At 67.4% G+C, this 13,043-nt stretch carries 10 protein-coding genes; 8 read left to right on the top strand and 2 right to left on the bottom strand.

What is annotated here, in order from left to right:
• Both OG870_RS30085 and OG870_RS30090 read right to left on the bottom strand, forming a co-directional pair.
• Positions 1-822, bottom strand: coding sequence for a hypothetical protein (locus OG870_RS30085; RefSeq protein ID WP_266521036.1), 822 nt, complete (start codon positions 820-822; stop codon positions 1-3).
• A 19-nt stretch (positions 823-841) separates the two neighbouring features.
• Complete coding sequence (locus tag OG870_RS30090; RefSeq protein WP_266589717.1) at positions 842-1,132, bottom strand: hypothetical protein; 291 nt, start codon at positions 1,130-1,132, stop codon at positions 842-844.
• A gap of 333 nt (positions 1,133-1,465) precedes the next feature.
• On the opposite strand from OG870_RS30090, the gene OG870_RS30095 reads away from it, so the two are divergent.
• The 8 genes from OG870_RS30095 to OG870_RS30130 all read left to right on the top strand — a co-directional run bounded on the left by OG870_RS30095 (position 1,466) and on the right by OG870_RS30130 (position 13,007).
• Entirely contained in the window at positions 1,466-3,742 is a 2,277-nt protein-coding gene (locus tag OG870_RS30095; protein WP_266844097.1) for an ABC transporter family substrate-binding protein, read from the top strand.
• A gap of 117 nt (positions 3,743-3,859) precedes the next feature.
• Positions 3,860-4,540 (top strand): hypothetical protein, encoded by a 681-nt coding sequence (locus tag OG870_RS30100; RefSeq protein WP_266844095.1) that lies wholly within the window; start codon positions 3,860-3,862, stop codon positions 4,538-4,540.
• A gap of 135 nt (positions 4,541-4,675) precedes the next feature.
• A complete protein-coding gene (gene typA, locus OG870_RS30105; RefSeq protein WP_266521045.1) occupies positions 4,676-6,583 on the top strand; it encodes a translational GTPase TypA in 1,908 nt (635 codons plus the stop codon).
• 585 nt (positions 6,584-7,168) lie between these two features.
• Positions 7,169-8,791 carry a peptide ABC transporter substrate-binding protein gene (locus OG870_RS30110; RefSeq protein WP_266521047.1) on the top strand — a complete coding sequence of 541 codons (1,623 nt, stop codon included), beginning with the start codon at positions 7,169-7,171 and terminating at the stop codon, positions 8,789-8,791.
• A 144-nt stretch (positions 8,792-8,935) separates the two neighbouring features.
• A complete protein-coding gene (locus tag OG870_RS30115; protein WP_266589721.1) occupies positions 8,936-9,862 on the top strand; it encodes an ABC transporter permease in 927 nt (308 codons plus the stop codon).
• Positions 9,855-10,793 carry an ABC transporter permease gene (locus OG870_RS30120; protein ID WP_266589723.1) on the top strand — a complete coding sequence of 313 codons (939 nt, stop codon included), beginning with the start codon at positions 9,855-9,857 and terminating at the stop codon, positions 10,791-10,793. Before OG870_RS30115 ends, OG870_RS30120 begins: the two co-directional genes overlap by 8 nt.
• A gap of 11 nt (positions 10,794-10,804) precedes the next feature.
• The gene (locus tag OG870_RS30125) at positions 10,805-11,866 is read left to right on the top strand and encodes an ABC transporter ATP-binding protein (RefSeq protein ID WP_266521055.1); all 1,062 of its coding nucleotides are present in this window, start codon (positions 10,805-10,807) and stop codon (positions 11,864-11,866) included.
• Entirely contained in the window at positions 11,859-13,007 is a 1,149-nt protein-coding gene (locus tag OG870_RS30130; protein WP_323178451.1) for an ABC transporter ATP-binding protein, read from the top strand. The genes OG870_RS30125 and OG870_RS30130 overlap by 8 nt, the downstream gene beginning before the upstream one ends.
• Positions 13,008-13,043 lie beyond the last annotated feature (36 nt).

A 13,043-nucleotide genomic window follows, 5' to 3' on the forward strand; every position in this document is an offset into this window, starting at 1 on the left:
CTAGAAGAAGCGCGGATCGTCGAAGGCGCCCGAGGCGACCAGATAGACGTAGAAGTCGGCGAGCGCCACGCTCACCAACGACGCCCAGGCGAGCAGCATGTGACGGGCATTCAGTTTCCCGACGAACTGCCAGGCCTTGTAGCGCACGGGATGCTTGGAGAAGTGCTTGAGCTTGCCGCCGACGATGTGCCGGCAGGAGTGGCAGGAGATCGTGTACGCCCAGATCAGCGTGATGTTGATCAGGAACACGACGGTGCCGAGGCCCATGTGGCCCCAGTTCTCGTCCGTGTCCCGGAAGGACAGCACCGTGTCGTACGACAGCACGCAGGCGACCAGGATCGCGGCGTAGAAGAAGTACCGGTGGATGTTCTGCAGGATCAGCGGGAACCGGGTCTCGCCGGTGTACTTCTTGTGCGGCTCGGCCACCGCGCAGGCCGGCGGGGACGCCCAGAAGCCCCGGTAGTAGGCCTTGCGGTAGTAGTAGCAGGTCAGGCGGAAGCCCAGCGGGAAGATCAGGATGATGATCGCCGGGGAGATCCCCCACCAGCTGCCGAAGAGGTCGGCGTTCGGGCCCGAGGGCATGTTCTTGCAGTTCTCCGCCAGACACGGCGAGTAGAACGGCGAGACATACGGCGCCGAGTAGTAGTCCGCGTTCGCGAAGGCCCGCCATGTCGAGTACACGATGAAGGCCAGCAGACCGGCCGCGGTGACGGCCGGGGCCAGCCACCAGCGGTCGGTCCGCAGATGCGGGGCGTCGATCGCGGCGCGCGTACCGGTCCGTACGCCGCCGCTGTTCAGATGTGGTTCCGTACCAGTGGCCAACTCATGACTCCGGTCGGGTTCAGGGGGCGTGGCGGTCGCGGGCGCCGAGTCCTTCGTCGTCCGTGTCGATCCACAGCGAGGGGTCGTACGGGGTGTCGGGGATGGTGACGAGTTCGGGCTTGCGGGGCGCGCTCGGACTCGACGCGGTCTCGCGCAGGAGCGCGACGCTCTCACGCAGGTGATCCGCGTCGACACGCACGCGGCGCATGTCCAGCCCGCCGCCGCCCAGCTGCTTCTCCAGGCGGCCCACGGACCGCGCCAGGTCGTCCAGGCAACGCTGTACTGCTGTCAGGTCGTCTTGCACGGACATGACGTGACCTCACTTCCATGGGCCGTCCGGCCCCAGGTGGCAACGTTCATGCGCCTGCGAGTGTTGCGCGTCACACCTGCCGGTGGGAAGGGATGTGCAGCGATTGGCGGATTGCATGCCTCCACTGCACGCCCGCAAGCGCTCTGTGTGCGCCGGGGGCGCACGTTACGCCGCACGAGTGGGCTTCCCCGCGCCTGTCGCCGTGTCGCCGCCGGTCGGCGGAACCTTTCCTCTTCAGTGGGGCCGTAGATCTGATCAACTCCAAAATACCGCCAAATGTGATCAGACCCCACCCGTGTCATCGGCGGGAGCGGCTCCTCGGAGGTAGCAGAGATGTCCCACGACGGCGTCGGACCCACGGCCGGGCCATGTCAGCCGCGGCGCGGCAGCGCCCCGAAGGGGCGCGGGGAACTGCGCGAGCAGCCACGACGTGCCCGCAGGCGATCCACGGCCGATCCCGGGTCTTCCCGCGGAGCGCTGCGCTCGGTCGCCTTCCTCACCGCAGGCGCGCTCGCCGTGTCCGCGCTCGCCGGCTGCAGCTCCGAGAACAAGGCGGGCAAGCCCCTCGCGGGGCCGGACTACGCGCCCGCCGCCCGTGACCTGGTCGTCGACGGCGGCACGCTGCGCTGGGCCGTGGACGACGTGCCCGAGACCCTGAACACCTTCCAGTCGGACGCCGACGCCGCCACGAGCCGTGTCGCGCAGGCGGTTCTGCCGTCCATGTACCGGCTCGACCAGAAGGGGCGGCCGGTACGCAACGCCGACTATCTGGAGTCCGCCAAGGTCGTGGACACCGAGCCCAAGCAGGTCGTGCTCTACAAGCTGAACCAGCAGGCCGTCTGGAGCGACGGCCGCGAGATCGGCGCCGCCGACTTCGCCGCCCAGTGGCGCGCCCTGTCCGGCAAGGACAGCGCGTACTGGACGGCCCGCAACGCCGGCTACGACCGCATCGAGAAGATCGAGCGCGGCGCCAACGACCTGCAGGTCAAGGTCACCTTCGCCCGGCCGTACGCCGACTGGCAGTCGCTGTTCTCGCCGCTGTACCCGAAGGACGTCATGGGTACGCCGGACGCCTTCAACGACGGGGCGCGACGAAAGCTCAAGGTCACCGCTGGGCCCTTCGCCCTGAAGCAGGTCGACACCAAGAACGAGCAGGTCACCCTCGTCCGCAACCCGCGCTGGTGGGGCCGGCCCGCCAAGCTCGACGAGATCGACCTGAAGGCCGTACCGCTCGACAAGCGGGCCACGGCGCTGGCCGAGGGCAAGATCGACCTGGCCGAGATCGACCCGTCCGACGCCGGGCACTTCGCCGTCGCCGACCGGGCCAAGGGCACGGGCACTCCCCTGATGGGTCCGGGCGGCCGCCGTGCCGCCGCGAAGGGCCTGGAGGACTTCGTGGTCCGCAAGTCGCTGGAGCCCGCCTACACCCAGCTCGCCCTCAACGGCTCCACGGGACCCCTCGCGGACGAGCGCGTCCGGCGCGCCGTGGCCCGCGCCCTCGACCGCGCGGCCCTCGCCGAGGCCGTCCTCAAGCCGCTCGGCCTGCCCGCGGTGCCCGTCGGCAGCCACCTCGCGCTGTCCGGGCAGGCCGCCTACGCCGACAGCAGCGGTGCGCTCGGCGGTCAGGACACCGCGGAGGCGCAGGCGCTGCTCGCGGACGCCGGATGGGTGCGCGGCGGTCCGGTCAAGGAGCAGCAGGAGAAGGCCGAGAAAGCCGAGAAGGCCGCCGGCGCCAAGGGCAAGAAGGCCGAGCACGATTCCGAGGGCGGCGACGACGGGACGTACATCGTCGGCGAGGACGACAAGAGCGGGGACACCGGGGACATCGGGGACACCAAGAACGGGGACAGCCGGGACGGGGACGGCAAGGACCCCAAGGACCACGCTAAGAAGCACGAGAACGCGAAGGGCGGCGAGGGGAGCGGTAAGCACCTCGCGGACGGCGGTCAGTACGCCGAGCAGCGGGTGATGCAGGGCGGCGCGCCCGGCGCCTACGCCCCCAAGGGCACCGCGGTCCCCGCGGGCGCCGCGGCCGGGACGCTGGCCAAGGACGGCAAGCCGCTCAGCCTCCGTTTCGTACTGCCGTCGGGCGCCGGCTCGGAAGTCCTGCGGACCGTGGCCGACCGGATCAGCCGCATGCTGCAGCGGGTCGGCATCACCACGCAGATCACGAAGGTCGCCGACGAGAGCTACTTCAAGGACCACATCGCGTCCGGGCAGTTCGACCTCGCCCTGTACTCCTGGCCCGCCTCCGCCTTCCCGGCCACGGACGCCCGGCCCATCTACGCCAAGCCGGTCCCGGCCGCCGACGGCTCCCTCGACGTCGAGCAGAACTACACCCGCATCGGCACCGACCAGGTCGACCAGCTCTTCGACCGGGCCGTCGCCACCCTGGACGGCGACGACAACCGCGCCCTGATCCGCAAGGCCGACTCCCGCATCTGGGCCGCCGCCGGCTCCATCCCCCTCTACCAGCGCCCCCAGCTGACGGCCGCGAAGAAGAGCGTGGTGAACGCGGGCTCCTTCGGCTTCCAGACGCCGGTCTACGAGAACATGGGCTTCCTGCAGAAGGGCGCGAAGCCGTCGGCGAGCCCTTCGACCGGCAACTGAAGCTCAGTTCGTCCTCAGATCTCTTGCCGTGTCACGCCCGGCGCCCGCACGATGATCATCAGTGATCGTGGTGCGGGCGCCGGGCGTCCGTCTTCGGGGGAAACGAGGGGTCGGCTCATGCACGGCACGACACGACGGACCTGGGCGGCGGGACTGGCCGGGGTGGCGCTGGTGGCGGGGCTCACGGGTTGTAGCGGGGACGGCGACGGCAGGGCGGCCGCGGCCGCCAGGAGCAGTGCCCCGGCCGTGGCCAAGGCCTGTACGGACGGCACGTTCACCTGGTCCGCCGTCAAGAAGACGGAGAAGCTGACCGGTGTCTCCGGGGTGCAGTCGTTGGGCAAGGGCGGCGGCACGCTGTCGGGTCCGCTTGAGCGGGTGTACACCCCGCGGGCGTCGGTGAAGGCCTCGGGGCCGGCCGTCTCCCCGGCGGAGGTCCTCTTCTCGCTGGGCAAGAAGATCGGCGAGATCCAGTCGGACGCCCGCACCCTCGCGGAGGCGGACGGCGGCGAAACATGGAGCTTCACCGACGTGAACGTCAAGCCCCCGTCGCTCGACGGGGGCCGCATCACGGTCAAGGACGCCGGGGAGAACGTGGAGTACGCCGGGGTGCGCGAGGTGGCGGGTGACTTCAACTACACCTGCCCGGGCGGTACGACGACCAAGGGGCGTGCACGGACCTGGCAGGTGGACATGGCCGGCGTCCTCGACTGCCAGGAGGGCGTCGACGACGCCGGCATCGCCCTTCAGGCCGCCCGGCACTCATGCGAACCCGGCTCGCCGGCCACCCGGAGCGCCTGACCCCCGGCTGCCCGGCGAGCCGCCGCCGCAGCGGCCCCGTACCATGGGGTGAGGCCGTGGCGTGTCCAGCCCGGCAGGGTCCGCGTAACACAGACGTACGCGTCGGCCTTCCTCACACTCCAGGAGTACGCCTTCATGGCCACGCGCCACGACATCCGCAACGTCGCTATCGTCGCCCACGTCGACCACGGCAAGACGACCCTCGTCGACGCAATGCTGAAGCAGGCCGGTGCCTTCGCGGCGCACGCCGCCGAGTCGCTCGACGACCGAATGATGGACTCGAACGACCTGGAGCGTGAGAAGGGCATCACGATCCTGGCCAAGAACACGGCCGTGAAGTACCACCCGAAGGATGGCGGCGACGTCATCACCATCAACATCATCGACACCCCGGGCCACGCCGACTTCGGTGGCGAGGTCGAGCGCGGTCTGTCGATGGTGGACGCGGTGGTCCTGCTGGTCGACGCCTCCGAGGGCCCGCTGCCCCAGACCCGCTTCGTGCTGCGCAAGGCGCTCCAGCAGCGCCTGCCGGTCATCCTCTGCATCAACAAGACCGACCGCCCGGACTCCCGGATCGACGAGGTCGTCAACGAGACCTACGACCTCTTCCTGGACCTGGACGCGGACGAGGAGCAGATCGAGTTCCCCATCGTCTACGCGTGTGCGCGTGACGGCGTGGCCTCGCTGACCAAGCCCGAGGACGGCACCGTCCCGCAGGACAGCGACAGCCTGGAGCCCTTCTTCTCCACGATCCTGTCGCACGTCCCGGCCCCCCAGTTCGACGAGGAGGCCCCGCTCCAGGCGCACGTCACCAACCTGGACGCCGACAACTTCCTCGGCCGTATCGCGCTGCTCCGCGTCGAGCAGGGCGAGCTGCGCAAGGGCCAGACCGTCACGTGGATCAAGCGTGACGGCACGATGTCCGCCGTCCGCATCACCGAGCTGCTGATGACCGAGGCGCTCACCCGCAAGCCGGCCGAGAAGGCGGGCCCCGGTGACATCTGCGCGGTCGCCGGTATCTCCGACATCATGATCGGCGAGACCCTGGCCGACCCGGAGAACCCGATCCCGCTGCCGCTGATCACGGTCGACGAGCCGGCGATCTCGATGACCATCGGCACCAACACCTCGCCGCTGGTCGGCCGTGGCGGTACCGGCAAGGGCGCCGACAACAAGGCCGCCGTCAAGGACCGCAAGGTCACGGCCCGTCAGGTCAAGGACCGCCTGGACCGCGAGCTGATCGGTAACGTCTCCCTGCGCGTGCTCGACACCGAGCGTCCGGACGCCTGGGAGGTCCAGGGCCGTGGTGAGCTGGCGCTCGCCATCCTGGTCGAGCAGATGCGGCGCGAGGGCTTCGAGCTGACCATCGGCAAGCCGCAGGTCGTCACCAAGGACGTCGAGGGCAAGGTCTACGAGCCGGTCGAGCGCATGACGATCGACGTGCCCGAGGAGCACATGGGCGCGGTCACGCAGCTCATGGGCGTTCGCAAGGGCCGGATGGACAACATGTCCAACCACGGCTCGGGTTGGGTCCGCATGGAGTTCGTGGTTCCCTCCCGCGGCCTGATCGGCTTCCGTACCGAGTTCCTCACCCAGACCCGCGGCACGGGCATCGGCCACTCCATCCACGAGGGCCACGAACCGTGGTTCGGCACGCTCACGACCCGTAACAACGGCTCGCTGGTCGCCGACCGCTCCGGTGCCGTCACGGCCTTCGCGATGACGAACCTCCAGGAGCGCGGCGTGCTGTTCACCGACCCCGGCACCGAGGTGTACGAGGGCATGATCGTCGGCGAGAACTCGCGCTCCGACGACATGGACGTGAACATCACCAAGGAGAAGAAGCTCACGAACATGCGGTCCTCCTCGGCCGACTCGTTCGAGGCGATCGTCCCGCCGCGCAAGCTCTCGCTGGAGCAGTCGCTGGAGTTCTGCCGCGACGACGAGTGCGTCGAGGTCACCCCGGAGGCGGTCCGCATCCGCAAGGTGAACCTGGACGCCCGCGAGCGCGCCCGCGCGGCGAGCCGCGCCAAGAACGGCTGACACGCACCGTTCCACGAAGCTGCCGGGCACTCCGCAACGCGGGGTGCCCGGTCTTCTGTTGAGGCAGGGGTAGGGAAAACCCTAGTTCTTGTCGTGGATCCGTAGAAGCGGATCACATGGCACTAGTCTTCTGCCGACGTGCTGCTGTCCGTCCCCTGTGAGGCCCGGCGAACACCCTCGGGGCACAGGTCTGTTGGCTGGAAGTGGTGGGCCGTGCACCTCCTGCACAGCCACCATGAATCCGCAACTGAATTTTCATGCCCCTGGCGTTCGGTATACGGACATGCGGGACCGATTGATGTGTAACAAGTCCGTTTCGCAGGGATCTTTCAGCAAACCCTTTGTCCGGATTTTGGAAGATGTACGCGTCAGGTGTGATCGAACCGAGACCTTTTGAGTGTGGTTCGGCCATGGCGCATGGCAGATAGTTAGGCGCGTAGAGCTCGGGTCAACGGGTCAGGCGCTGACGCAGCGCCGACCTCACGAGCGCGGGAAAACGCACCTCACTGTTTCAGGCGCCGGTGACGGCGGAGTGTCGTGTGCTTCCCTCTGCGGTGAATCAATGGACTCATGAGGAGGAGCCCCATGCGTGGTGCCAAGAGCGCCAAGTGGGTTGCGATAGCCGCCGTTGTGGCGCTGGGTGCGACGGCCTGTGGCGGCGGCGGGGACGACGGCAGCTCGGGCAAGGGCAAGGGCAACGGCGTCGTGTCGGTGGAGATCGGTGAGCCGCAGAACGGCCTGGTCCCCAGCAACACGTACGAGACCGAGGGCGGCCAGGTCATCAACGCCCTCTTCACGGGTCTGACCAAGCTTGACGCCGACAACAAGGTCGTCAACGCCATGGCGCAGTCGATCGAGACCAAGGACAACAAGGTCTGGACGATCAAGCTGAAGTCCGGCTACACGTTCCACAATGGCGAGAAGGTCACCGCCCAGTCCTTCATCGACGCCTGGAACTACGGCGCGAACCAGACCAACGCCCAGCAGACCAACCCGCTGTTCAGTCACATCCAGGGCTACAGCGACCTGAACCCGGGCGAGGGCAAGAAGCCCAAGACGGACAAGATGTCCGGTCTGAAGGCCGTCGACGACAGCACCCTGCAGATCACGCTGAACGGCGCGTTCTCGGCGTTCCCGTCGCAGCTGTCCTTCACCGCCTTCGTGCCGCTGCCCAAGGCGTTCTTCAAGGACCCGAAGGGCTTCGGCGAGGCGCCCATCGGTAACGGCCCCTTCAAGATGAAGGGCACGTTCAAGCACAACGAAGAGATCGACGTCACGAAGTACGACAAGTACCCGGACGCCTCGAAGATCGAGGCCAAGGGCGTCAACTTCAAGATCTACTCGAACCTCGACACGGCCTACAAGGACCTCGTCGCGGGCAACCTGGACGTCCAGCTCGTCATCCCGAACTCGGGTCTGCCGACGTACCACAAGGACCTGCCGGGCCGTTACATCGACGAGGCCGACTCGGGCGTCGGTTACATCGGCTTCCCGATCAAGTACAACAAGGCCTTCCAGAACGCGGACCTCCGCAAGGCCATCTCCATGTCGATCGACCGCAAGACGATCGCCTCGAAGATCTTCCTCGGCGCCCGTACGCCCGCGGACGACTTCATCAGCCCCATCATCGACGGCTACCGCAAGGGAGCCTGTGGTGAGGCCTGCACGCTGAACGCGGCCAAGGCCAAGGAGCTGTACAAGGCGAGCGGCGGTCTGCCGGGCAACACGCTGGAGATCGGCTACAACGCCGACGGTGACCACAAGGCGTGGATCGAGGCGGTCGCCAACCAGATCCAGCAGAACCTGGGCATCAAGGTGACGGCCAAGCCGTTCGAGCAGTTCCAGACGATCCTCAACGACCTGGACGCCAAGAAGTACCAGGGCGCGTTCCGTATGGCCTGGAACATGGACTACCCGGACATGGAGAACTACCTCCGTCCGATCTTCTCGAAGGAAGCCATCACCAACGGCTCCAACTACTCGGGTTACGTCAACCAGGACTTCGAGAAGCTGCTCGTCAAGGGCGACCAGGCCGCCACGCACGAGGACGCCGTCAAGCAGTACCAGCAGGCCGACGACGTGCTCCTGAAGGACCTGCCGTACATCCCGGTGTACTTCTACACCCTGAACACCGGCTTCAGCGACAAGATCAAGTCGATGAAGATCGCCGGCCACAACATCCTGTGGGACTCGGTCAAGCTCAGCTGACCAGTTTCTGAGCAGTCCTGACACAGCGTTACGGGGTGAGCAGGGGGAGGAACAGCCTTCCCCTGCTCACTCCTGCTGCCGTCTCCCGTCCGACCGTGCCATCCCCTCGGCCACGGTCGGGTCGAGCACCCCTCTGGAGTACCCATGGGCCGATACGTCGTGCGCCGCATGCTGCAGGTGATCCCTGTGGTGATAGGCGTCACGTTCATCATCTTCTGCCTGGTCTTCGCTCTGCCCGGCGACCCGATCCAGGCACTGGCCGGCGACAAACGCGCCGACCCCAACATCGCGGCGGTTCTGCGTGCGCACTACCACCTCAACGAGCCGCTGTACCAGCAGTACTGGCACTACATCAGCGGCGTCTTCACCGGTGACCTCGGCGAGACGTACAACGGACGCTCCATCTCTGAGATCGTCTCCGAGAGGTTCCCCGTCACTCTGAAGCTGGGCCTGACCTCGTTCGCCGTCGAGGCCGTGATAGGTATCGTCGCCGGCATCTTCGCCGCCCTGAAGAAGGGCAAGTTCATCGACAACGTCGTGCTCATCTCGACGCTGGTGCTGATCTCGATCCCCGTCTTCGTGCTCGGCAGCGTGCTCCAGCTGGAGTTCGGCGTGAAGCTGAAGATCACGCCGGTCGCCGGCATCGAGAAGGGCTGGCCGCAGAGCTACATCCTCCCGGCCATCGTGCTCGCCACGACCTCCATGGCCTACATCGCCCGTCTGGTGCGGGCGAGCATGACCGAGTCGGTGCGCGCAGACTACGTGCGCACGGCGATAGCCAAGGGCCTGCCGACCCGGCGGGTCATCGGTGTGCACGCGCTGCGCAACTCCCTGATCCCGGTGGTCACCTTCCTGGGCTTCGACCTCGGTGCTCTCATGGGTGGTGCCATCATCACCGAGCGGGTGTTCAACATGCCCGGTATCGGCGGGCAGTTGGCCCAGTCCGTCTATCTGCGCGAGCGGCCCGTCGTCGTCGGTCTGGTGACCCTGCTGGTGCTGATCTACCTGGTCGCCAACCTCCTCGTAGACCTGATGTACGCCGTGCTCGACCCGAGGATCCGTTATGAGTGAGAAGACGATAGAAAGGCCCACCACCGACGAGGCCTCCATCGCCAAGGAGATCGAGGCCGAGGAGAAGGCGGCGGCCCGGCAGGCGAGCCTGCTCAAGGACGGCTGGGTGGACCTGCGCAAGCGGCCCATGTTCCTCGTGTCGGCCTTCATCATCGTGTGCCTGCTCGCCCTGGCGATCGCGCCCAGCCTGTTCACGGCGCGCTCGCCGCTCTCGGACGGTTTCTGCCAGTTGCAGAACTCCATGAACGGGCCGTCGTCCGGGCACCTGTTCGGCTACGACCAGCAGGGCTGCGACATCTACACGCGGACCGTCTACGGCACCCGCAACTCGATCGTCGTCGGCGTGGTGACGACCGTGGTCACCACGCTCATCGGCGGTCTGCTGGGCATGCTGTCCGGCCTCCTCGGCGGCTGGCTGGACGCGCTTCTGTCCCGGATCACCGAGGTGTTCTCGGCCCTGCCGCTCATCATCGGCGGTCTGCTGATCATGTCGATCTGGGGCGGCGGTGACGTGTGGACCGTGTCGTTCATCATGGCGATCCTCGGCTGGCCACAGGTCTTCAGGATCATGCGCGGCGAGGTCATCGCCAACAAGTACAACGACTACGTGATGGCCGCCCGCGCGCTGGGCGCGGACTCCTGGCGGATCGCGTTCCGGCACATCCTGCCGAACACGCTCGCCCCCGTCATCGTCATCACCACGATGAACCTCGGCGTCTACATCTCCGCCGAAGCCGCCCTGTCCTATCTGGGCATCGGCATCCAGCCCCCGAGCATCTCCTGGGGCGTGATGATCAGTGACGCCCAACAGCTGTTCCTGACCAACCCGCACGCGCTGCTGTTCCCGGCTGGCGCCCTGAGCGTCACCGTGCTGGCGTTCATCGTGCTTGGCGACGTGGTCCGCGACGCCTTCGACCCCAAGACACGCTGAGGGAGGCGTACGTGACCATCATCGACCCGACGGACGCCATCCCGGCTCCGAGGCCCGGCGACCCGGAGCGGACCGGCCCACTGCTCGAAGTGCGTGACCTGCACGTCGAGTTCCAGACCCGCGAGGGTGTGGTCCGCGCCGTCAACGGCGTCAACTACTCCGTGAACTCCGGAGAGACCCTCGCCGTGCTCGGCGAGTCCGGCTCCGGCAAGTCCGTGACCGCGCAGGCGATCATGGGCATCCTCGACATGCCGCCGGCCCGCATCCCCCAGGGCGAGATCCGCTTCTACGGCCAGGACATGCTCGTCATGTCGGGCGAGGAGCGGCGCAAGCTGCGCGGCGCGCGGATCGCGATGATCTTCCAGGACGCGCTGTCCTCGCTCAACCCCGTGCTCAGCGTGGGATACCAGCTGGGCGAGATGTTCCGCGTCCACCAGGGCCTCTCGAAGAAGCAGGCCAAGGCCAAGGCCATCGAGTTGATGGACCGGGTGAAGATCCCGGCCGCCGCGGCCCGTGTGAACGACTACCCGCACCAGTTCTCGGGCGGTATGCGCCAGCGCATCATGATCGCGATGGCGCTCGCGCTGGAGCCCGACCTGATCATCGCCGACGAGCCCACCACGGCGCTCGACGTGACGGTGCAGGCCCAGGTGATGGACCTGCTCGCGGAGTTGCAGCGCGAGTACCAGATGGGGCTCATCCTCATCACCCACGACCTGGGTGTCGTGGCGGACGTCGCCGACAAGATCGCGGTGATGTACGCGGGACGCATCGTGGAGACGGCGCCGGTGCACGAGCTGTACAAGCGCCCCGCGCACCCCTACACCCGAGGCCTGCTCGACTCGATCCCGCGTCTGGACCAGAAGGGCCAGGACCTCTACGCGATCAAGGGTCTGCCGCCCAACCTGCTGAAGGTGCCGAGCGGTTGTGCCTTCAACCCGCGGTGCGAGAAGGCGCAGGACATCTGCCGCGCCGACCGTCCGTTGCTGGTCCCGGTGACCGAGCGGGACGGAACGGAACTGCCGGGCCGCGCCAGCGCGTGCCACTTCTGGAAGGAGACGATCCATGGCTGAGTCGACCAAGACCGACGCGCCCACGGACGCGACGCCGAACGTCTCCGAGGTGGACGCCGTCGACGCGCGTTCGGAGGAAGAGGCGGTCGCCGCCCTCGACGCACACGTGGAGCGCGGCGAGCCGATTCTGCAGGTCCGCAACCTGGTGAAGCACTTCCCGCTGACCATGGGCATCGTCATCAAGCGGCAGGTCGGCGCCGTGAAGGCCGTTGACGGCATCTCCTTCGACCTGTACCAGGGCGAGACGCTGGGCATCGTCGGCGAGTCCGGCTGCGGCAAGTCGACCGTGGCCAAGCTGCTGATGAGCCTGGAGCGGGCGACGTCCGGCGAGGTCTTCTACAAGGGCCAGGACATCACCAAGCTGTCCGGCAAGGCGCTCAAGGCCGTCCGCCGGAACATCCAGATGATCTTCCAGGACCCGTACACCTCCCTCAACCCCCGTATGACGGTGGGCGACATCATCGGGGAGCCCTTCGACATCCACCCCGAGGTGGCACCGAAGGGCGACCGGCGCCGCAAGGTGAAGGAGCTGCTGGACGTCGTCGGGCTCAACCCCGAGTACATCAACCGCTATCCGCACCAGTTCTCCGGCGGTCAGCGCCAGCGCATCGGCATCGCCCGCGGACTTGCCCTCAACCCCGAGGTCATCATCTGCGACGAGCCGGTGTCGGCGCTGGACGTGTCGGTGCAGGCGCAGGTCATCAACCTGATGGAGGGGCTGCAGGACGAGTTCAACCTGTCGTACATCTTCATCGCACACGACCTGTCGATCGTCCGCCACATCTCGGACCGTGTCGGTGTGATGTACCTCGGCAAGATGGCCGAGATCGGCACCGACGAGCAGATCTACGAGCACCCGACGCACCCCTACACCCAGGCGCTGCTGTCGGCTGTCCCGGTTCCGGACCCGGAGGCCCGCGAGCACCGCGAGCGGATCATCCTCACCGGCGATGTGCCGTCCCCGGCCAACCCGCCCTCGGGCTGCCGCTTCCGCACCCGTTGCTGGAAGGCGCAGGACAAGTGCGCCGAGGAGATCCCGCTGCTGGCGATCCCGGAGCGCTTCAAGGGCGCCGACTCGCCGGCGGCCCACGAGTCGGCGTGCCACTTCGCCGAGGAGAAGGACGTCGTCAACGCGGTGTGACCTCCATGACGGAACTGGGTCCCGGCACCGCCACAC

The organism is Streptomyces sp. NBC_00461, assembly GCF_036013935.1.
GTDB lineage: Bacteria > Actinomycetota > Actinomycetes > Streptomycetales > Streptomycetaceae > Streptomyces.

What these genes read in the sequence shown, in the direction of transcription:
- OG870_RS30090 (WP_266589717.1), bottom strand. Translation starts at nt 1,132, where the DNA reads ATGTCCGTGCAAGACGACCTGACAGCAGTACAGCGTTGCCTGGACGAC.
- OG870_RS30095 (WP_266844097.1), top strand. Translation starts at nt 1,466, where the DNA reads ATGTCCCACGACGGCGTCGGACCCACGGCCGGGCCATGTCAGCCGCGG.
- OG870_RS30100 (WP_266844095.1), top strand. Translation starts at nt 3,860, where the DNA reads ATGCACGGCACGACACGACGGACCTGGGCGGCGGGACTGGCCGGGGTG.
- typA (WP_266521045.1), top strand. Translation starts at nt 4,676, where the DNA reads ATGGCCACGCGCCACGACATCCGCAACGTCGCTATCGTCGCCCACGTC.
- OG870_RS30110 (WP_266521047.1), top strand. Translation starts at nt 7,169, where the DNA reads ATGCGTGGTGCCAAGAGCGCCAAGTGGGTTGCGATAGCCGCCGTTGTG.
- OG870_RS30115 (WP_266589721.1), top strand. Translation starts at nt 8,936, where the DNA reads ATGGGCCGATACGTCGTGCGCCGCATGCTGCAGGTGATCCCTGTGGTG.
- OG870_RS30120 (WP_266589723.1), top strand. Translation starts at nt 9,855, where the DNA reads ATGAGTGAGAAGACGATAGAAAGGCCCACCACCGACGAGGCCTCCATC.
- OG870_RS30130 (WP_323178451.1), top strand. Translation starts at nt 11,859, where the DNA reads ATGGCTGAGTCGACCAAGACCGACGCGCCCACGGACGCGACGCCGAAC.